The 21,181-nt window shown below is 64.9% G+C and carries 17 protein-coding genes; 12 read left to right on the plus strand and 5 right to left on the minus strand.

Annotation, left to right across the window (positions count from 1 at the left end; genetic code table 11):
• Positions 1 to 219 precede the first annotated feature (219 nt).
• The 4 genes from HN018_RS18035 to HN018_RS18050 are packed head-to-tail and all read left to right on the plus strand — an operon-like array spanning position 220 to position 5,180.
• Positions 220 to 1,215, plus strand: coding sequence for a substrate-binding domain-containing protein (locus HN018_RS18035; RefSeq protein WP_171835298.1), 996 nt, complete (start codon positions 220 to 222; stop codon positions 1,213 to 1,215).
• A gap of 53 nt (positions 1,216 to 1,268) precedes the next feature.
• The gene (locus tag HN018_RS18040) at positions 1,269 to 3,161 is read left to right on the plus strand and encodes a sugar ABC transporter ATP-binding protein (protein ID WP_171835299.1); all 1,893 of its coding nucleotides are present in this window, start codon (positions 1,269 to 1,271) and stop codon (positions 3,159 to 3,161) included.
• Positions 3,161 to 4,150 carry an ABC transporter permease gene (locus HN018_RS18045; RefSeq protein ID WP_171835300.1) on the plus strand — a complete coding sequence of 330 codons (990 nt, stop codon included), beginning with the start codon at positions 3,161 to 3,163 and terminating at the stop codon, positions 4,148 to 4,150. The genes HN018_RS18040 and HN018_RS18045 overlap by 1 nt, the downstream gene beginning before the upstream one ends.
• Before the next feature lie 25 nt (positions 4,151 to 4,175).
• Positions 4,176 to 5,180, plus strand: coding sequence for an SMP-30/gluconolactonase/LRE family protein (locus tag HN018_RS18050; RefSeq protein WP_171835301.1), 1,005 nt, complete (start codon positions 4,176 to 4,178; stop codon positions 5,178 to 5,180).
• Between the two features lie 79 nt (positions 5,181 to 5,259).
• Here the strand turns inward: HN018_RS18050 and HN018_RS18055 are convergent, their stop codons facing one another.
• The 4 genes from HN018_RS18055 to HN018_RS18070 are packed head-to-tail and all read right to left on the minus strand — an operon-like array spanning position 5,260 to position 9,618.
• Positions 5,260 to 6,030 carry an SDR family NAD(P)-dependent oxidoreductase gene (locus HN018_RS18055; protein ID WP_171835302.1) on the minus strand — a complete coding sequence of 257 codons (771 nt, stop codon included), beginning with the start codon at positions 6,028 to 6,030 and terminating at the stop codon, positions 5,260 to 5,262.
• Between the two features lie 40 nt (positions 6,031 to 6,070).
• On the minus strand, positions 6,071 to 7,057 hold the full coding sequence (locus HN018_RS18060; protein WP_171835303.1) for an ABC transporter permease: 987 nt from the start codon (positions 7,055 to 7,057) through the stop codon (positions 6,071 to 6,073).
• A gap of 29 nt (positions 7,058 to 7,086) precedes the next feature.
• A complete protein-coding gene (locus tag HN018_RS18065) occupies positions 7,087 to 8,574 on the minus strand; it encodes a sugar ABC transporter ATP-binding protein (protein ID WP_171835304.1) in 1,488 nt (495 codons plus the stop codon).
• Positions 8,575 to 8,604: 30 nt separating this feature from the next.
• Positions 8,605 to 9,618 (minus strand): sugar ABC transporter substrate-binding protein, encoded by a 1,014-nt coding sequence (locus HN018_RS18070; RefSeq protein ID WP_171835305.1) that lies wholly within the window; start codon positions 9,616 to 9,618, stop codon positions 8,605 to 8,607.
• A 55-nt stretch (positions 9,619 to 9,673) separates the two neighbouring features.
• On the opposite strand from HN018_RS18070, the gene HN018_RS18075 reads away from it, so the two are divergent.
• Positions 9,674 to 9,901 carry a hypothetical protein gene (locus HN018_RS18075; RefSeq protein ID WP_172443491.1) on the plus strand — a complete coding sequence of 76 codons (228 nt, stop codon included), beginning with the start codon at positions 9,674 to 9,676 and terminating at the stop codon, positions 9,899 to 9,901.
• Between the two features lie 672 nt (positions 9,902 to 10,573).
• The gene (gene gndA / locus HN018_RS18080) at positions 10,574 to 12,007 is read left to right on the plus strand and encodes an NADP-dependent phosphogluconate dehydrogenase (protein ID WP_171835306.1); all 1,434 of its coding nucleotides are present in this window, start codon (positions 10,574 to 10,576) and stop codon (positions 12,005 to 12,007) included.
• A 114-nt stretch (positions 12,008 to 12,121) separates the two neighbouring features.
• On the opposite strand, the gene HN018_RS18085 is transcribed toward gndA, so the two are convergent.
• A complete protein-coding gene (locus HN018_RS18085) occupies positions 12,122 to 13,234 on the minus strand; it encodes an iron-containing alcohol dehydrogenase (protein ID WP_171835307.1) in 1,113 nt (370 codons plus the stop codon).
• A gap of 571 nt (positions 13,235 to 13,805) precedes the next feature.
• Here HN018_RS18085 and HN018_RS18090 point away from each other — a divergent pair.
• The 6 genes from HN018_RS18090 to HN018_RS18115 are packed head-to-tail and all read left to right on the plus strand — an operon-like array spanning position 13,806 to position 21,176.
• Positions 13,806 to 14,888 (plus strand): sugar ABC transporter substrate-binding protein, encoded by a 1,083-nt coding sequence (locus HN018_RS18090; protein WP_171835308.1) that lies wholly within the window; start codon positions 13,806 to 13,808, stop codon positions 14,886 to 14,888.
• A gap of 15 nt (positions 14,889 to 14,903) precedes the next feature.
• On the plus strand, positions 14,904 to 16,469 hold the full coding sequence (locus HN018_RS18095) for a sugar ABC transporter ATP-binding protein (protein ID WP_204259571.1): 1,566 nt from the start codon (positions 14,904 to 14,906) through the stop codon (positions 16,467 to 16,469).
• On the plus strand, positions 16,466 to 17,527 hold the full coding sequence (locus HN018_RS18100; protein ID WP_204259572.1) for an ABC transporter permease: 1,062 nt from the start codon (positions 16,466 to 16,468) through the stop codon (positions 17,525 to 17,527). Before HN018_RS18095 ends, HN018_RS18100 begins: the two co-directional genes overlap by 4 nt.
• Positions 17,528 to 17,551: 24 nt before the next feature.
• Positions 17,552 to 18,736, plus strand: a complete 1,185-nt coding sequence (locus tag HN018_RS18105; protein ID WP_171835309.1) for a fumarylacetoacetate hydrolase family protein — start codon at positions 17,552 to 17,554, stop codon at positions 18,734 to 18,736.
• On the plus strand, positions 18,733 to 19,698 hold the full coding sequence (locus tag HN018_RS18110; protein WP_171835310.1) for a C-terminal binding protein: 966 nt from the start codon (positions 18,733 to 18,735) through the stop codon (positions 19,696 to 19,698). Before HN018_RS18105 ends, HN018_RS18110 begins: the two co-directional genes overlap by 4 nt.
• A complete protein-coding gene (locus tag HN018_RS18115) occupies positions 19,695 to 21,176 on the plus strand; it encodes an aldehyde dehydrogenase family protein (protein ID WP_204259573.1) in 1,482 nt (493 codons plus the stop codon). The genes HN018_RS18110 and HN018_RS18115 overlap by 4 nt, the downstream gene beginning before the upstream one ends.
• Positions 21,177 to 21,181: the final 5 nt, after the last annotated feature.

A 21,181-nucleotide genomic window follows, 5' to 3' on the forward strand; every position in this document is an offset into this window, starting at 1 on the left:
CCGGGATGCGCTTCCGCTCTACTTTGAAAAAGGCGTTCGATGCAGTTAGCGGAGCCTGTCCTCCATCGCGCGGAGGCGCAAACACTAAGTAGGCTAACCATGCATAAAGCATGACAGGCGTAGGGTTTGTCCGACCACGCGAGAGCCTTAGCCATCTACCGCAGTAGCCGAAAACAGGCTGCGCGCAAGACATCGAAAAGAATCGAGGGGAAGATAATCATGTACAAGATCGACACGACCCCGACCAGTCGCCGTTCGTTGCTTCGGGGATCCGCCTTGGCGGCACTTGCTGCCGCCCTGCCTGTCCGTGCCCGGGCGCAGGCACCGAAGCGGCTCGCGTATCTCGCACCGGGTCTCGACCTGCCGTTCTGGCGCTTTGTTCTGAAGGGCGTCACCGACCAGGTAAAGGCCTCGGGGTTGCAGGTGACAGCGTACGACAGTCACAACAGCGCCCAGACCCAGCTGCAAAACGCCCAGGACGTAATCTCTCGCGGTGCGACCGGCATCGTCCTGTCCCCGGTCGACAGCTCGACCGCACCGGCGGTGCTGGCGATGGCGGCGCGTGCCGGCATACCCGTGGTGATTGCCGATATCGGCACCACGGGCGGCGACTATGTGTCGTTCATCACGTCGGAGAACGAGAAGGGCGCCTACGAGACCGGACAGGCGCTGGCCGTTCAGATCAAGGCAAAGGGCTGGAGCAGCGGCACCTACGGCCTGGTGACCATCTCGCTGGCCCGCAAGAATGGCCAGCTCCGCACCGCCGGGTTTCGCCGCGCCATGTCGGAGATCGGCATGAAGGAGGCCGGGATCCAGCAGATGCAGACCTACACGGCCGACGAAACGTTCCGCTTCACCCAGGACATGCTGACCGCCCATCCGGAGATGCGGGCATTGTTCGTGGAGACCGACCAGCCGACCTTAGGCGCGGCACGTGCGATCCAGGCCATGCGCCGAAAGGGCGATATCCTGCTGGCCGGCTTCGACGGGATCCCCGAGTTCGTGGGCATGCTGGAAAGCGGCGAGATGGCGGTGGCGGGAATGCAGCAGCCCTACCTGCTCGGACAGACCGCCGGCAGCGACATGCTCGATCATCTGGCAGGCAAGACACCGACGAAGTCGGTGCAGATCCCGGTCGAGATCGTGACCCAGGCCAACATCAAGGAAAAGCTGCCGCTGATCAGCAAGACCGTGTTCGCGAGCAGCGCCGGCTGACGTCGGCCCCGGGCGGCGGCAGGCCGGCACGATAGCGAGCGGGGCCGGGTATCATGAGCCTGCTGCAGCTTCGCGGCATCGGTATACGTTTCGGCGCCACGCAGGCACTCGACGATGCAAGCTTCGACCTGCTTGCCGGCGAAGTGCATGCGTTATGCGGCGCGAACGGCGCCGGCAAGTCGACATTGTCGCGTGTGATATCGGGCCAGATCCAGCCGGATCGGGGCGAGATGCTGCTCGACGGGGTGCAGCTCCATCTGCCGGGCGCGCGGGAGGCGCTTCGCCATGGCATCTGTATGGTCACGCAGGAAACAACGTTGGCACCGGATCTGTCGGTGCTGGAAAACATCATGCTGCCGAGGCTCGGCCTGCCGGGGATGCTGGACTGGGCCGGCATGCGTCGCGAGGCCGAGCAGCTGGTCGGCAGCCTGGGCGGCGAGATCCGGCTTTCCCTGGATGTTCCCGCCGGGACATTAAGCATCGGCCAGCGGCAGATGGTCGAGATCCTGAAGGCGCTCGCGGTGGACAGCCGGATCATCATCTTCGACGAACCGACCGCCTCGTTGTCACCGTTCGAGAGCGAGATCCTGTTTGAGATCATGCGCGGCCTAACGGCCCGCAAGCGCGCGCTGGTGTTCGTGTCGCACCGGCTGGAGGAGATCTTCGGGGTGTGCGACCGGGTCACCGTGTTGCGCGAAGGACGGACGGTCGCATCTGGCCTTCCTGCCGCGGACCTGTCCGGAGGCGAGCTCGTACGCATGATGATCGGCCGTGACCTGACCGATGTCTATGCACACGCGGATGGCGGCCCGCCCGTCGTACGGGGCGAGCCGGTGCTGCGCGTGCACCATCTCGAATCGCTGCCGGCAGTGCGCGACGTGTCGTTCGATTTGCATGCCGGCGAGATCGTCGGCCTGGCCGGTCTAGTCGGCGCAGGGCGCTCGGAAACGCTGGAGACCATCTTCGGCCTGCGGAAGCGCAGCGGCGGTAACGTCGAACTCGGGGGCGCACCGTTCGGGGCCCGGCGACCCGCGGAGGCGATCCGGGCCGGCCTGGCGCTGGTGCCGGAGGACCGGCGTCACCAGAGCATCGTCCCGGATTTCACGGTGCGCGAGAACCTGCTCCTCGCGCATCTCGGGCAGCGTCGCGGCCCCGGGCTCGGGTACGACGCCCGCACCGGGGAAGCGGGCAGGCTGCTGGACCAGCTTGGCCTGCCGCGTGCGCGTGCAGCGGATCCCGACCTGCTGAACTTCAGCGGCGGCATGCAGCAGAAGATCATCCTCGCGCGCTGGCTGTTGCTGAAGCCCCGTGTACTGATGCTCGACGAGCCGACGCGCGGCGTCGATATCGGCACCCGTAGCAGTATCTATGCCCTGCTCCGGCAGATCGCCGCCGCCGGCGTCGCCGTGGTGGTGGTTTCCTCGGATTTCGAAGAGATCATCGGCCTGGTCGACCGCGTCGTGGTGATGAGCGACGGCAGCTCGGTGGCGGAACTACCGAGCCGGCTGCTCAGCATCGAAAGCCTGGCCATGTTCGCAGCACCCAGGAGCTCGGCACAGCGCATGCGCGGTGCTCTCGATGCGCTGGTCTCCGAGCATGGCGGTGTCGCCAGCTGGATCGGCGTGGAGGGCAGCCGGCTGTTCTGCTTCGACCGCGCCGGCGACGATCGCGACGCGGAGCCGGGTTTCACCGCCGGATCGATCGTCGACGTGGCCGACACGAGGATCGCCGGCGCGCTCTCGATCCGTGGACCCGATTTTGTCGAGGAACCAAACGAGCCTGGTCCGCGCACGCTTCTCGTGCCGGTGCTTGGCCGTCGCGGCCATGAGCTTGGCCTGGTCGCCCTGACGCTGGCCGGCGGAAGGCAGCGTCCCGACCCGGCGGCGATCGCTAGGACCGTCATGGCCTGGACCGCCACCACGCGGCCGGCAGGAGATGCAGCTTGATGCCGAACGAGACCCGAACTGCCGCTCCTGCACCGAGTGGGTGGCGGCACGTGTTGCGGATCGTCACGACAAAGATCGAACTGCGCATGCTGTCGCTGACGCTCGCGGTCATGCTCGTGCTCAGCGTGGCGTCGCCGCATTTCCGGACACTCAACAACCTGTTCAACGCGATGGACCAGTCCGTCGTGGTCGGGATGGTCGCGCTGGGCCAGACGCTCGTCATCCTGATCGGCGGCATCGACCTGTCGGTCGGTTCGCTGGTCGGGGTGAGCGGCATTGTCATGGGCCTGTGCCTGCCGACGCTGGGGCTCGGTGGCGGTATCCTGGCCTGCCTGGCAACGGGGGCACTGGCGGGCACCTTCAACGGCCTGGTCACGACATTCGGCCGCGTGGCGCCCTTCGTCGTCACGCTGGGCATGATGTCGATCGCCCGCAGCCTGTCCTACGTGTTCAGCGGCGCCAGCTCGATCGGCAACATCCCGCCCGGGCTGGCCTGGCTGTCGAATGCGACGGCGCTCGGACTGCCGCTGAACTTCATCCTGCTGATCGCGGTCTACCTGGCGGCCTGGTGGTTCCTCAGCCGCGCCAAGGGCGGTCGGACCCTGTATGCAATCGGCTCGAACGTCGCCGCGGCCCGGGTTGCAGGCCTGTCGATCTCGCTCTGGAGCGTGCTGCCCTATATGGTCGCCGGGCTGATGAGCGGCGTGTCGGCGATCTTCCTCGCGTCGCGCGTGCTGTCGATCGATCCGCTCGGCGGGACGGGACTGGAACTGGATTCGATTGCCGCCGTGGTGATCGGCGGTGCCTCGCTGTTCGGCGGGCGCGGGTCGATCATCGGCACGCTGTTTGGCGTGTTCATCATGGTCTTCATCCGCAACGGCCTCAACCTGCTCGGTGTGTCGCCCTACTGGCAGGGCACCGCGATCGGGTCGATCATCATCGCCGCGGTTCTGCTCGAGCGGATATTCAGCCGCCGCGGCAGGCGCTGAAACCGGAACGGAAGAGGAAATTCACATGACCGACCATGGCCACCAGAGCGGCGATCATCCGTTCGGCCGTCACGCGAAACTGCCGCTGGGCGACCTGCCCGGTTCGCGGTATCCGGTCCCGGCCATCGAATCACGCGACAAGCGCTTTACTGCGCGGCAGGGAAACGCCTGCATCCAGCGCATCGCCACAGGGTTCCGCTGGGCCGAAGGGCCGGTCTATTTCCCGAATGGCGGCTACCTGCTGTGGAGCGACATCCCGAACAACCGCATCATGCGCTGGCTGGAGGACGACGACCATGTCAGCGTCTTTCGTGCCGATAGCCACCATGCCAACGGCAACACGCGCGACCGGCTCGGCCGGCTGCTGACCTGCGAGCACGATACCCGCCGGGTCACGCGCACCGAGATCGACGGCACCATCACCGTGCTGATGGACCGCCATGACGGCAAGCGCCTGAACGCCCCGAACGACATCGTCGTCGCCAATGACGGGGCGATCTGGTTCACCGATCCGGGCTACGGCATCGATGGGCCATACGAGGGGCATCGCGCTGAGTCGGAGATCGGCCGCCACGTGTATCGGCTGGATCCTGCGACCGGAAAAGCCACGGTGGTCGCGAACGACTTCCATCGTCCGAACGGGCTCGCCTTCTCGCCGGACGAGCAGCTTCTGTATGTCGTGGATAGCGGGATCACCCATGGCGGTCCGGCGCATATCCGGGTGTTCGACGTCGCCGGCGGAACGCTCCGGAACGGACGTATCTTTGCCGAGGATTTCGCGCCGGGCTTTACCGACGGTCTCCGGGTCGATGCCGACGGCAACGTCTGGTGCAGCATGGGATGGGCCGATCCGGAGGAAGACGGCGTGCGGTGCTACGCGCCGGATGGCGACCTGATCGGTAAGGTGCATCTGCCGGAAGGCTGCGCGAATTTGTGTTTCGGCGGCAGGAAAGGACACCGGCTCTTCATGACCGCGAGCACGTCCGTCTATGCGCTCTACCTCAACACGACAGGGGTCGCTGGCCGCTAAGGAGTAGGTTTGCGGGGGAGCATGAGGCCCTGCCCCATGCTCTCTTCCGGTCGTGCGGCTCCGTACGGCGCGGAAAGGCTCACTGCGCCAGGTAGCCGCCATCGACCGGAAGCACCGCGCCCGTGATGAAGGATGCATCGTCCGAGGCCAGGAACAGGATCGCCTGGGCGACCTCGGCTGGACGGCCGAGACGAGCCATCGGATGCCTCGCCTTGATGTCGTCGACATAGGCGTCGGAAAGCTTCTTGACCGCTTCGGTGGTGATCGTGCCGGGCGCCACCGCATTCACACGGATGCCCCGCGTCGCCAGTTCGACCGCCAAGTGCTTGGTGATGCCGGATGCAACGAACTTTGCCGGCCCATAAACTGCCTGGCCTTTCTGCCCGGCCTCGCCGGAGATCGACGACAGGCACACGATTGCGCCGCCACCGGACTGGAGCATGGCTTCCGCAGCGAACTTGCAGGTCAGGAACATGCCGCGCCCGTCGATCGCCATGACATGGTCGAAATCCTCGGCCGTGGCCGTCAGCAGATCGAGTTCCGGTATGATGCCGGCATTGGCAACCAGCACGTCCAGGCGACCGAATCCATCGACCGCTTCCGCGACCATCGCGCGCGCATCGTCATTCTTGGAGACATCGCCCACGAAGCTGCGCACCTCGGCGCCCGAGCCGGCAATGGCTGCACGCAGCTCCTCGAGCCGCGGCGCATCGATATCGTTGATGACGAGACGCGCACCTTCGGCCGCGAACAGCAGCGCGGTGGCCCGGCCGATGCCGTTGGAGGCGCCGGTGATCACGGCAACCTTGTCCTTCATGCGTCCAAGCCCGCGCGGAAGCTCTGCAGTCATGGTGTGTTCTCCTTCGTGAGGCAGGGGTGGGCGTGGCGCCTCAGCCTCCACGCCGTTTCTGATTGAGGCTGTCGATGAGCACGGCGCCGAAAATGACCGCGCCCTGGATGAACTGGACCCAGAACGGCTGCACGTTCTTGAGCGTCAGGCCGTTATTGATCAGGCCGATGATGAGCACGCCGAGCAGCGTTCCGAGGATGCTGCCCTTGCCGCCGAACAGCGATGCGCCGCCGATCACCACCGCGGCGATGGCATTCAGTTCGAGACCGGTGGCGGCGATCGGTTGCGCGCTGTCGAGCCGGCCCGCGAGGATGACGCCGCCGAGCCCGGCCAGCGCACCGCTGATGATGTAAACGATCGCCAGGGTACGGCCGACCGGGATACCGGCCAGGCGTGCGGCGTCGCGATTGCCACCGACCGCATACACTTCTGCGCCGAACACCGTGCGCGCCAGCACGAGCCCGGCGACCAGGAAAACGCCCAGGGTTATCAGGGCGGCAACAGGGATCGCACCGATGTTGCCGCCGCCGATGTTGTCGAACGCGTCGGGGAACGAGAAAATCGTGTTCCCGTTGGTGACGATGAAGGCAAGCCCACGCGCCATTGCCAGAACCGCCAGGCTGACGATGAACGGGCTCATGTTCAGGGTGGTGACCGCGAAGGCGATGAAGCTGCCCGAGAGCGCGCCGATGGCGATCCCGATCATGACGCCCACCACCACCGGCACGTGCGCATTCAGCGCCAGTCCCGCCATGACGCCCGAGAACGCGACGACGGAGCCGACCGAAAGATCGATCCCGCCGGTCACGATGACGAACGTCTCGCCGACCGCCACCACCCCGATCAGCGAACTCGCCAGCAGGATGGAGAGCAGGTTGGCCGAGGTGAGGAAGGCAGGCGTGGTCAGTGCGAGGTAGAGCGAAATTCCGACGAACCCGACCACGATCGTCAGTTCGTTGACGGCACGGGTAAACGAGCGAAATCCGAAGCGGCGATCCTGCGTGACCTGAGCCTGAACGGGTTCCATGACCTGGCCTTCTGGTGGGAGGCTTCGCATCAGCCGAGGGCCGCGAGCTGCATGACCCGCTCCTGGCTGAACTCGTCGCGTGGCACGGCGCCGGCGAGGCGGCCGGCGCGCATGACCAGGATCCGGTCGCTGATGCCCAGCAGCTCTATCATATCGGAGGAGACCACGAGTATCGCACCACCCTGTTCGGCAAGATTGTTGATCAGACGATAGACTTCGATTTTTGCACCGACATCGATACCGCGTGTCGGCTCGTCGAGCAGGAAGATGCGCGGGTGCGTCGTCAAGGCACGGCCGAGCACGATCTTCTGCTGGTTTCCGCCCGACAGCGACCGGACCGTCTGCCGGATGTTGGGCGTGCGAATACGAAGGGACTTCACCGCGTCGTCGGCAAGGCGATCCATCCGGCGGGGGACCAGGATGCTTTTGAGCCATGAGAGCTTCGGTAGCGTAGACAGCGCGACGTTGCTGCGCACCGAGAACGGCATGACCAGGCCCTCCCCCTTGCGATCCTCCGGGACCAGCGCCACGCCCGCGGCAATCGCATCCCGCGGAGACCGGATCCGGACGTCGCGGGCGTTGATTTTTATGCTGCCATGGCTTGCTGCCAGCGCACCGTAGATGGTCTTGAGCACCTCGGTACGGCCGGCGCCGATCAGTCCGCCGACGCCCACGACCTCGCCGGCCCGGACGGTGAAGGACACATCAGCAAAACGTCCGGTGGAACTCAACCCCGAGACATCCAGCAGCACTTCCCCGAGGACGGCATGCCGCTCGGGAAACAGCGCCTCGATCGGACGGTTGACCATCGCCTGGATCAGCGCGGGTTCGGTCCAGGCCTGTGTCGGGCGCGTGTCGACGGCCGATCCGTCGCGAAGCACCATGATCCGGTCGCAGACCTCGAACACTTCTTCGAGATGATGGCTGATGAAGACCAGCCCGACTCCCTCCGCGCGCAAGGTTGCGACAGTGGCGAACAGGATCTTCTGTTCCGCGGTGGTCAGTGTGGCGGTCGGCTCATCCATGACGATGACCCGGGCCTTGCGGGATAATGCTCGCGCGATCTCGACAAGCTGTTGCTGCGCGATACCGAGAGTGCGAACGCGCGTCTGCGGCGCGACGGTCAGGCCGACCCGCGCAAGCAGGGATTTCGCGGACCGGTTCAACACTGTGCGGCGAACCGCCCCCAGTGCATTGCGAGGCAGATGCCCGAGAAAGATATTCTCGGCAACCGATCGCTCCGGAATGAGACTGAGTTCCTGATGAATGACGATGATGCCGGCGTCGAGGGAGTCCCGCGGGCTTTTCGGCGAGAAGATGCCGCCGGTCAGCAGCATCTCCCCGGTATCGGCGGAATAGACTCCAGCCAGTATCTTCATCAACGTGGACTTGCCAGCGCCGTTCTCGCCGACGATGCCAAGCACCTCGCCAGCGTCGAGCGAAAGGCTGACCTCGTTCAACGCCTTTACGCCCGGAAAGCCCTTCGAAATGCCACGCATTTCGAGCAATGACGTCATGGCCAGACCCTATCCTACCGGCGGTTTGGCCTAGTGACTGATCTCGTCGCCCCAGAGGCCGTAGGATTTCGCAGCTGCGCTGTCGATCGTGGCCTTGGTGATCAACAAATGCGGCCAGAACTGGTGGGCCGGGATCTTGGACTTGTCGCCGTGCAGATAGGCTTCGACATAGTTCACCGACTGCTGCGCCATGGTGACCGGATTCTGCGACAAGGTCGCGTCCATCTGGCCGCGCCGGATGCTGCTCAAGGCCTGCTCAGTGCCGTCGATCCCGATGACGACGATATGCTTGGGATCGCCGATCGGCTTGAAGCGGTTGGCCTGGCGAATGGCACGTACGACACCCACCGCATTGTCGTCGTTTCCGTTGAACACCGCGTCGATGTCGTTATGCGCGGCCAGCAGCTGGGTGGTGATGTTGAACGCCTTGTCCGCGTCGAAATCGGCGGCCTGACGCGCTACCAGCTTCAAGCCCGGGTTGTCCTTCTGCAGCGCCTCGAACTCGGTCGCGAAACCGCGCTCCCGGTCGTCGCCGGCCGTGGTTCCGAGCAATCCCTCGAGATCGACCACGTTGCCTTTGACCGATCCGTAACGCTGCTTGAGCTGGTCCGCGATGAAGTCCGCACCTTCCTTGCCCAGCGCCTTGTTGTCGGTTTCGAGGAAGTTCACCTGGCAGCCACCACAGGCGGCGCCGCGATCGAGCGTAAAGACGGGGATGCCCTTCTTGTTCGCTTCCTTCACCACCGGCACGATCGAGTTCGCATTGATCGGATTCAGGATGAGTGCGGCGACATGCTGGTTGATCAGGTCGGTGACCTGGTTGGTCTGGGTGTTCGCGTCGCCATTGGCGCTGGTGTTGATGAGTTTCAGATCCGGATGAGCGGCGATACCGGACTGCACGCCCTTCGTCATCCCCTGGAAGAACGGGTTCGCCAGCGTTGCAACACTCAGCCCGATCAGGTCGGCGGCATGTCCGGCCGAGGCTCCGCACAAGGATGCCGCGGAGACAGCCGCGGCAGCGAGGTAGTTTCTTATCTTCGACATGGATCCCCCAATTATCATTTTATTATTATGTTGATGACCTGGACGTGGCGCCTCGTTGATCCTGTTTCTGGTCCTTTTTGTTTTGCGGAAGCGCCGGAGTTTTGAAGGCAGCGGCCTGAAAGCGAACGGGGCGTCTTATCCCGTTCCTGGCTCTCTGCCGATCAAACAATATGCTGCACTGCAAAAACACCGAACCGGCAATCCACTGAACATGCCCGATGACACAGGGGACTCGCGGACCGACATTTTCTACTCCGGACTATGCGATGGAAAACCTGTATGACACGTTTAGCGTGTTTGTGGGCCGGTGCAAGCCGGTTTCGATCGCGCGGAAGCAGTCCGGATGCCATTCAAAGTGTGTCTTGGCCAGATGCTGCGCCAATGGGGTTTGCCGGAGCGAAAGCTCGCCTGACCGGGAGGCAGTTGCGGCCTGGGCTGCCACCGGCAAGGGGGCATCACGCAGCTGAACAGCAACTCGCCGGCGCTGCGGTTCGATGCGTTGCGACTGGGCCTGGAGTTCACCCGGAAGCCACGCGTGCGGGAGGCTGGACGGCAATCGGCCGGACGATTTGCGCTTGAAGCGAAACCCGTCCGATCTCTGAGCGAGTTACCGAAAGATAAGGGTATCGAAACGGTTTCATCTGCGCGTGCTTGTCGGCTCTTCGTCCAATGATGCGCAGGGCGCGCCTGAACATAAACGTGCACCAGCTATGGTGAGAGTTACTGGAACCACGGACTGAAGTTGCTCGCTGTTTGGCTTCTTTTCAGAATTGGGCCTTCGCCGACCGGATTGCCCGCATCTCCTTCGCAGCCTGGTTCCGCATCGACCTGTGCGAACAAGATAGAACGGCTTCTCGTGACATTCGCGGGGGTACTGCTTCCGCCCGATGTGAATTCGGTGCATCTGATCGGATGAGCCGGCGTTCGTACGGCAACGTAACTGGAGGGAGATGATATGACGGAATTGGCAGATATCGGCGTGACGGGCCTCGCGGTCATGGGCGCGAACCTCGCACGCAATGCTGCGCGCAAGGGTTTTCGCGTCGCATTGAACAACCGCAGCAACGAGAAGACCGAGACATTGCTCGCCGAGCATGGTCAAGAGGGCTCGTTCATCGGCTCCAGCACGATTGCCGAGTTCGTCGCGAGCCTGGCGAAGCCGCGCGTCGTCCTGATCATGGTCAAGGCCGGCAAGCCGGTCGACATCGTCATCGACGAGTTGCTCGAACATATGGAGCCCGAGGACATCATCGTCGATGGTGGTAATTCGCTGTTCGAGGATACGCGCAGACGCGAGAAGACCGTGTCCGACCGGGGCCTGCACTTCGTCGGCATGGGCGTGTCCGGCGGCGAGGAGGGTGCGCTCGAAGGACCGAGCATGATGCCCGGCGGCACCCGGCAGGCCTGGGATCGCATCGCGCCGATATTCACCAAGATGGCGGTCAGCGTCGACGGCTTGCCGTGCTGCGCGCTGATGGGCCCGGACGGTGCCGGCCACTACGTCAAGATGGTGCATAACGGCATCGAATATGCCGACATGCAGCTGATCACGGAGGCCTACGACCTGCTCCGGACGGTGTATGGCCGCAGTGCCGCGGAGATCGGCGAGATCTTTGCCGGCTGGAAGACAGGTGACCTGGATTCCTACCTGATCGAGATCACCGCCGCCGTGCTCGCCAAGCAGGACCCGCAGGGCAAGGGTGCCCTCGTGGACATGATCCGCGACGAGGCGGAACAGAAGGGGACCGGCCGCTGGACTGCCCAGTCGGCGCTCGAGCTGGGCGTGCCGATCACCGCAATCACCGAGGCGGTGTTCGCACGGGCCCTGTCCGGGCGTCCGGAGCAGCGACGTGCCGCGGAAGCGACGCTGGGTGGTATGCGCGGCGGTACGCTCGAGGCCGGACAGGCGGAAATCGACAAAATCCGCGACGCGCTCTACGCCTCGAAGATCGTCGCCTATGCCCAGGGCTTCGAGCAGCTGACGGTGGCATCCAAACAGTATAACTGGGATCTCGATCTCGGCCTGATCGCCACCATCTGGCGGGGTGGCTGCATTATCCGGGCCAGCTTCCTGGACCGGATCCGCGAGGGTTATGCATCCCATCCGGATGCGCAGAGCCTGTTGCTGCAGGAGTATTTCAGCGCGGCGGTGCTCAAGGCGGAGCAGGCCTGGCGCGACGTGGTGGTGGTGGCCGTGCAGCATGGCGTCGCCGTGCCGGCATTCGCCTCTTCGCTTGCCTATTACGACGGTCTGCGTCGAACACGGGGTCCGGCTAACCTGCTGCAAGGCCTGCGCGACTATTTCGGAGCGCACACCTACCGGCGCACCGACCAGGAAGGCAGCTTCCATATCCGCTGGTCGCAGGACGGCACGGAGGTCAAGAGCTAGAGGGCGTCATGCAACCGTGCAGCATGATCGGACATACTTGCGGACGATGACAGGCAGTCGATGCCCCCACTCCGGGGCATCGACTGCCGTTCTTACCGGCCTGCCTCGACTGGCTCAAGCAGACTCCCTGAGCAGTGCCAGATAGTCCTCACGCGTGGGGATGCGCGGGTTGGTGAGATGGCAATGATCCCTCATTGCCTCGCCAGCGACGGTCTCCATGATCGGATCGGTGACGAGCATGGCACGCAGTCCGGACGGCAGGCCCAGGTTGCGGCACAGCGTCTGCACCGCCTGGTCTGGCTCCTCTCCGAAAATGTCGCGCAGCGTGTCCCACTTTGCACCGATGACACTGCGGTTGAACCGCAATACCGCCGGCATCAGCACCGCGTTCAGTGTCCCGTGGTGCAGATTCAGCTCCCGGATCGCACCGAGCGGATGCGTCAGCGCATGCACCGCGCCGAGCCCCTTCTGGAACGCCAGTGCGCCTTCCAGCGCGCACATCATCATGTTCCAGCGCGCGTCGATGTCCGAACCGTTCTCGAATGCCCGGGTGATCGCCGGCAGGCCACGCCGCAGCCCGTCCAGCGCGATCGCATCGGCAGGCGGGTTGACCGCCGACGCCATGTAGGTTTCCAGGCAGTGGGAGATCGCGTCCATGCCCGTCGCGGCGGTCAGCGACGGCGGCAGCCCGTAGGTCAATTCGGGATCGCACAGAGCCACCGTCGGCAGCATGAACGGACTGATGATCCCGAGCTTGCGGCCTTCGGCCGTAATGATGACGGCCGCGCGCCCGACTTCCGAGCCGGTTCCGGCGGTGGTCGGAACCGCGATCATCGGACAGATCCGGCCGTGTATCCTCGCCGCGCCGCCGGCGACAGCAGCGTATTGCATGAGCGGCGGCTCATGCCCGGACAGCAGGCGGACAGCCTTGGCGAGGTCGATCGAGGACCCGCCGCCAAGGCCGACGATGCCGTCGCAGTTGCCGCTACGATATAACGCGTGCGCCGCGGTGGCCGCCGCCTCGGTCGGATTTGCCGGCGTCCCGTCGAACACGTCGACGGAGCCGGCGAGCATGGCTTGCACCCGTTGCAGGAGCCCGATGCGAACCAGCCCTTGATCGGTGACGATCAGCGGCCGCTTGATGCCGAGTTCGGCCAGCAACGCCGGCAGTTTCTGCAGTGATCCCGCTTCGAATTCGATGCGGGTCAGGTAGGTGATCAGTGCCATGCGAGGGGTCTCTTCTGCGCCGTCCGCTGGTTCGGACAGATACCAGGCGAGCCTGCCAAGTCGCTCCCGGCGGACAGCCGCCCATCTTCGGTTGAAGTCATGAACCTGTCTCCGCTTCTGTATTCGGCTGAAGGCTGGTTGATCAGGTCCCTGGGCGATGCGCGGGGAAGTCTGCGTGCACCTCGAACATGATCTGGGCAGAAGAGGCCAGAGCCAAATGCTCCTGTCAACGCGGTGGCACCGCGAGATCCCGTACGCGGGCGGCCACCATGACGGCCGACTGTCGGCAGTACGATGGATGATTTGTCGCAGGTTGTTTGGTCTGTTGCAGCTATGGTTCGGGCGCCCACCACGCGGCTGCGTCTGCAATCGCCTGCTCCGGGATGCGTCACGGCTACATTGCCATCCATCGGACGGCGACGGTCCGAGATAGACCTGATGCCCGACACCCTGCAACTTGCTAACATGTAGTTTATCTACGGATCGCGGACCTTCAACCTCTTGACACGGTCGCTTGAGCGGCCTTTTCTAGAAAAACTACAGTTATCCACAGAGATGACAGGAGGAAAACGTGACAGACTCTCAAGGTAAACTACCGCGACGCCACCTGCTTCAGGCGGGTCTTGCGCTCGGAACCGCATTCGCGTTCACGTCGGCTGAGGCAGCGCCCAAGCCATTGCTGGTGTACAGCAACAAGAGCCTGGATTATTACTTCTTCGTTGTGCAGCAGGACGCGGTTCGTCGCGCCGCCGAGGCCCAGGGCTGGGAGTTCGCGTCGGTTAACGCCAACTTCGACAATACGGTGCAGCTGCAGCAGTGGGCCAGCCTGTTGTTGCGGAACCCGGCCGCGATCGTCAGCGACCCGATCGACAGCCAGGCGATCGTCAGCGCGATCAAGCGCTTCAACTTCAAGCATATCCCGGTCGGCATCGTCGACACGCCCGCCACCGGCGGCAACGTGGCGATCACCGTCGACTTCGACAACTACCGGGGCGGCGTCATGGCCGCCGAACAGATCGTCACCCGCCTGAAAGCCAAGAACGGCTCGCCGAAGGGCAAGGTCCTGAATTGCTATGGCGCCTTGCAGAGCGTCGCCTGGCGGCTGCGCAAGGAAGGGTTCGATGCCGAGATGGCAAAATACCCGAACATCACGGTCCTGGATCGTCCGACCGAGGGATTGCTGAACAACATGCTCAGCGTCACCATCTCGACCTTGTCGGAACATCCCGATCTCGATGCGGTCCACGCACCGAGCGATACCCCTTCGCGCGGGATCGTGACGGCGCTGCAGCAACGCGGTCACTGGAAGAAACGCGGCGAACAGGGCCATGTCATTTTCGTCAACGTCGATGGCGAGCCGATCGCGCTGCAGTGGATCCAGCAGGGATACATGGACGCGGAAATCTCGCAGGATCCGATCGCCTATGCCCAGATCACCGTCGACATGATCGCGAAATATGCGATGCACGGGCAGAAGGTTCCTCTCGGTCCCTACGAGAACAAGGAATATTTCTGGGAGAAGGGCGTCATTACAGACTCGCCCTCCGGACCCTCGCTGGTCATCCCCCCGTCGATCATCGACGAGACCAACGTGACCGATCCGAGACTATGGGGAAATGTCGCCTTCAATAAATGGGGCATGCATTATTCCTGATCCCCGGGAGACGCGATGATGTCGACGCAAACCCTGCACCATCCCGCTACGCAGGCGACGCCCGACGATGCGATCCTGCGCATCGAGCACCTGACCAAGGTGTATGGCGCATTCAGCGCGCTGAGCGACGTGACGCTGGATGTGCAACGCGGCTCGATCCATGGGCTGCTCGGCGAGAACGGTGCCGGCAAGTCGACGCTGGTCGGCCTGATCGCCGGCATGCGATCACCGACCGGCGGCAGGATCGTGTTCGACGGACACGAGATGCAGGGCGCCGACGTCAAGGCCATGGAGCAGGCGGGGGTCTTTCTCGTCACGCAGGAGCCGATGATCGTCGGTCAGCTCAGCGTGGCGGAAAACCTTCTGCTCGGTCACTGGCCCGCACGCCGCGGCTTCATCAACTGGAAGCGGTTGCAGGCCCAGGCGCGGCTGATGCTCGAAGGCGTGCAGATCGATCCGAACGCGCTCGCCGACGATCTCCGAGCGGTCGACCGCCGCAAGCTCAATATCCTGCGTGCCCTGTTCAGCGGCGGCCGGCTCATCATCCTCGATGAGCCCACCACGGCGCTGACCATGCGCGACCGGGCCGTGCTGTTCGATTTCATGCGCGAGCTCAAGAGCCAGGGTATCACCTTCATCTTCATCTCCCACTACAACGAGGAAATCCTCGATATCTGCGATGCCGTGACGGTACTGCGCGACGGGAAGCTGGCGGGCGGAAGCGACACCCTGGCGGACATGAGCTCCGCACACTTGTCGGAGTTGGTGCTGGGCCGGGGACTGGAATTGTTCCGCCGCGACCGGACCCGTCCCGAAGGGGAACAGGCCGGCAACAGCCTGCAGGTCGACGGCGTCGTCGCACCGAATGTACGGGTGCAGTCTTTCGCGATCGCGCGCGGAGAGGTGGTGGGCTTCGCCGGCCTGCTCGGATCCGGTGCCAAGGAGTTCGCGCAGACCCTGTTCGGCCTGAACCCTGCCACGGCAGGACGCCTGCACGCCGACGAGACCCATGTAGCCTGCTCGCTGCCGACGACACCGAGCCGCGCGCTTGCACGCGGCATCGCGTACCTGTCGGACGACCGGCGCCGTGACGGGGTGGTCGGGCTTCTGAGCATCGGCAACAACATCTCGTTATCGAGCCTTCCCGCGTTATCGCTGTTCGGCTTCGTCCGGCGGCAGGCCGAGACAAGCATGATCGGTCGCTATTTCCGCGAGCTCGGCGTCAAGGCGCCAAGCCCGGATGTCGCGGTCGACACCCTCAGCGGCGGAAACCAGCAGAAGGTCTGCCTGGGACGTCTGCTGGCGACGCAGCCGCAACTTCTCATTCTCGACGAGCCGACACGCGGCATCGATGTCGGCGTGAAGGAGGACGTCCACCGGATGGTCGACGCGCTGACCGCGCAGGGTCTCAGTGTCATCGTGGTCACCACCGATCTCGACGAGATGTCCCGGATCACCGACCGCGTCTGCATTTTTCTCGATGGCGAGATCGTCGAGACGCTGTACGGCGACGACATCACGCCCGAACGCCTGCGACAGGCTGCGTTCAGTTCCCCCATCACCGAGGAGGTCGCAGCGTGAGCGAGCAGAGCGTACGGGCCGGGCAGCCCGTCATGGAGGGCAGGGCCAACTTGCCACAGGCATCCGCGTCGTCACCGGCGATTAAATCCGGAGCCGGAACCCGCTCCCGCAACATGTCTGGCCTGCGCTGGGTTCTTCAGAACTCGGTGTGGCTGTGGCTGGTCGGGCTTGTCATCATTTTCGGCAGCCTGAACGCATTCTTCTTCAGCGTTGCCAACCTCCAGAACGTCATGATCCAGGCGACCGTGCTGGGGCTGCTCGCCCTCGCCGTGTCCCTGCCGCTGCTGATCGCCGAGATCGACCTCTCGATCGCCAGCAACATGGGCTTCTCGTCGGTAGTCGGCGCGATGCTGGTCAGTACCGGCCACTGGCCCTGGTGGCTCGGCATGGTTGCCGGTGTCAGCGTCGGCACCCTCGTCGGCTTCTTCAACGGCGTCTGCATCACCTCGCTCCGCATGGTGTCGCTAATCGAGACCCTGGCGATGATGATCATCCTGCAGGGCGCGTTGCTGGCGATCACGCACGGAAGCACGATCACCGATCTTCCAAATGGCTACTACTGGATCGGCCAGACGACGGTGTTCGGCTGGCCGTTGATGCCGGTGATTTTCGTGCTCGCCCTGATCGGCATGATGGTGTTCCTGCGCCTGACCGTACCGGGCCGGAGCGTCTATGCTGTCGGCGGCAACCCCCTGGCGGCGGCGAGCGCCGGCGTGCGCGTGCGCAGGATCAAGATCCTCGCCTTCACGGCCTCCGGCTTCCTGTCGTCGATCGCCGGATACCTGCTGGCATCGTGGCAGATGGCGATCACCTCGAACCAGGGCTCCGGGTTCCTGCTGTACGCCATCGCGGCCCCGATCATCGGCGGGGTGAGCGTGTTCGGCGGCCGCGGCCATGTTCTCGGCATCCTGGGCGGCGTGCTGCTGCTGACGGTCATTCATGTCGGGCTGTCGATCGTGAACGTGCCCTCGTTCTATGTGGACATGATCGGTGGTTTCGCGATCTTCATCGCCGTTGCGATCGACGCGATGCGCGTCCAGATCTCGTCCCCGCGCTAGCACCGGCCCTTTGAAGGACACCCCATGAAAACCATCGATATCCTGCCGTCCGATCATCAAGCGGCGACGCTGGTCGGACGGGTGTTCGATCCCGCCCTCGGCGGCCCATGCCTGGTCCATCTCCGTGGCGACCGGCTTGTCGACGTCACCTCGGCAGGCCCGACCATGGCCGACCTGCTGGAACTGGACGATCCGGTCGCCGCACTCCGCGCCGTCCCGTCGACGAACTCCTATTCCTTCGAGGAGATCCTGGGCGACAGCCTGGCACGACGCACCGACCGGCCGCACCTGCTGGCGCCGTGCGATCTGCAGGCGGTCAAGGCGTGCGGCGTGACGTTCGCGCGCTCGATGATCGAGCGGGTCATCGAGGAGCGTGCCAAGGGCGATCCCGCGCGGGCGCTGGCAATTCGCGAGCAGGTCGACCAGGCCGTGGGCGGGGCACTGGCCAACGTGCAGGCCGGGTCTCCCGAGGCGGCACAGGTCAAGCAGGTGCTGATCGAGAGCGGCTACTGGTCGCAGTATCTCGAGGTCGGCATCGGGCCCGATGCGGAAGTGTTCACCAAGGCGCCGGTCCTGTCCGCGGTCGGCGTGGGGAGCGAAGTCGGCATCCTGCGCGCGTCGAGCTGGAACAACCCGGAACCGGAAGCGGTGCTGGCGGTGAACAGTCGCGGCGTCGTGCGGGGCGCCACGCTCGGCAACGACGTCAACCTGCGGGACATCGAGGGCCGCAGCGCGCTGCTTCTCGGCAAGGCCAAGGACAACAACGCCTCCTGCGCGCTCGGCCCGTTCATCCGGCTGTTCGACGATGGTTTCGGCATCGACGACGTTCGCCGTCTCGAGATCACGCTGACCATCACCGGCGCTTCCGACAACTACGAACTGCGCGGCAGCAGCTCGATGCGCGAGATCAGCCGCGACCCGCTCGATCTGGTCTCGCAGGCGATCGGCCGGCACCACCAGTATCCGGACGGGCTGATGCTGTTCCTGGGCACGCTGTTCGCGCCGACCCAGGATCGCGACGTGGCCGGCCAGGGCTTCACCCACAAGCAGGGCGACCGAGTCGAGATCGCGACGCCGTCGCTGGGACGCCTAGTCAACACCGTGACGTTCGCCGACGAGGCCCCTGCCTGGACCTTCGGGATCGCCGCGTTGATGCGCAACCTCGCGCAGCGCGGCCTGGTCGGCCCCGTGGACCACGCCACGCGATGAGTCCTGCAAGGAAGCGCGTCGTCGTCACGGATCTCCGGTTCGAGGGACTTGCGCACGAGCGGGCTGCCGCGGAACGCCACGGCGCTTCGTTCCAGGAGTTCGACTGCCATGACGAAGCCGGGGTGGTGGACGCACTGCGGGACGCCGACATCGCGTTCGTCAATCTCGTGCAGGTGACGGAAGCGGCCCTCGCCGGCATGCGCGCGGATGGCCTGGTGGTGCGCTACGGCATCGGCACCGACAATGTCGATGTCGATGCGGCCCGCCGGCTCGGGATCAGGGTCGCCAACGTCCCGGACTACGGAAGCGACACCGTCGCGGATCACGCGTCGGCCTCCATGCTGGCGCTGCTGCGCCGGTTGCCGATGTTCGACGCGGCGATCCGGCACGATGGCTGGATCAACCCGGATACCGTCGGCCACCTGCCTTCCCTGTCCGCCACCACCGTCGGACTGGTGGGCGTCGGCCGGATCGGCCTGCTGGTCGCGCGCCGGCTGCAGGCGTTCGGCATCAGGATCCTGGCCACGGACCCGTTCGCGGATGCCGACGCGCTCCGCGCAGCCAATGTCGAGGCGGTCTCGCTCGAAACGCTATTGGGCGACGCGCACGGTATCTCGCTGCATCTCCCGGCAACGCCCGCGACCCGTCACATCATCGGCCCGGCATCGATCGGCCGGATGCGGCGCGGTGCGATGCTGGTGAACACGGCGCGCGGCGCGCTGGTGGATGAAACCGCACTGGCCGAAGCGCTCGGCGACGGGCGTCTCGGCGGCGCCGCCCTCGACGTGTTCGACCCCGAGCCGCTTGCGCCGAACTCGCCGCTGCGGACCCTGAGCAACGTCATCCTGACGCCGCACGCGGCATTCTACTCGGTGCAGAGCCTGGAAGCATTGCAGCGCCTCGCATCCGAGGAAGCGGCACGTGCGCTGGCGGGCGAGCCGCTTCGCTCGCGGATAGCATGACCGACCAGCCCACCATGATCGCGGAGACATCGATGACAGGCGAGCAATCCCCCTCCATCCTCATCGACGGGATCTGGTCCACGGACGGTGCCGAGGGATGGTTCACGGTGAGCAATCCTGCGACCGAGCAGCCACTGGCACAGGTCGCCACTGCCGGAGCCGCGATGGTGGATCGTGCGGTGCAGGCAGCACGCCGGGCATTCCCGGCCTGGCGGGATCTCGGCCCGCACAAGCGTGCGACCCTGCTCCAGGCGCTGGCGCGGGTCGTCGACGAGCGGCGGGACGCGATTGCCCGCATCATGACCGCCGAGCAGGGCAAGCCGCTGGACGAGGCACGCGGCGAAGTCAGCAAGGTCGCGCGGACGTTCGAGTTCTATGCCGGCGAAGCGGTGCGCCTGCTCGGCCAGACCATCCCGAACGAGGAAAAGGGCTTCCTCAGCCTGGTGGAGAAGGAACCGATCGGCGTCGCGGCGGCGATCGCGCCCTGGAACTATCCGGTCGAGCTGATCGGCTGGAAACTCGGGGCCGCCCTTGCCGCCGGCTGCACGCTGGTCATCAAGCCTTCCGAATATACGCCGCTTTCCGCCGTTGCCCTGATCGAGTGCGTCGGCCTTGCGGGCTTTCCCGCAGGCGTCGTCAACCTGATCCAGGGTGCAGGCCCGACGGGCGCAGCGCTGGTCTCGCATCCCGACATCGACAAGATCGCCTTCACCGGATCGGTGTCGGTCGGCGAGGACATCTTCCGCACGATGGGCGGCATCAAGTCGGTTTCGCTCGAACTCGGCGGCAACTGCCCGATGGTGGTGGGGGCCAGCGCCGATGTCGACGCCGCGGTCGCCGGCGCGGTGCGTCGCGGCTTCCGCAACATGGGCCAGATCTGCATCGCGGTGAACCGCATCTATGTGCACCGGTCGCTGTACGAGCGGTTCCTGGCCGGGCTGGTCGAGGGGGCCGGCCGGCTCAGCATCGCCAACGGGCTGGAGCGTCCGGACGCCGATCTCGGCCCGATGACCAATATCGACGGCATCCGCAAGGTCGAACGCCACGTGGCCGATGCACGCGAGAGGGGTGCACGCCTGCTCTGCGGCGGCGGCCGCCCGGATGGTTTTTCGCATGGGTTCTTTTTCCAGCCGACGGTGTTCGCCGATTGCACGCCGGACACGCTGGTGATGAGCGAGGAGACGTTCGGGCCGGTGCTGGGCGTGGCGCCGTTCGACACGCTGGACGAGGTCATCGCCGAAGCCAATGCCGGGCCGTACGGCCTCGCGGCCTACGTCTATGCACGCGACGTCGGTGAGATCTTCACGCTGACGCGGGCACTGTGCTTCGGCAGCATCGCCGTCAACAACGTGGATGCGGGGATCATGAACGCACCGTATGGCGGCCGGAAGCGCAGCGGCATCGGCTACGAGCACGGGCGCGAGGGCATGGAGGGTTATCTCGCCCTCAAGCATGTCCGGCTGCGGCACGGAGCGTAAGGCGG

Origin of the sequence: Lichenicola cladoniae (assembly GCF_013201075.1) — a bacterium.
GTDB classification, from domain to species: Bacteria; Pseudomonadota; Alphaproteobacteria; order Acetobacterales; family Acetobacteraceae; genus Lichenicola; species Lichenicola cladoniae.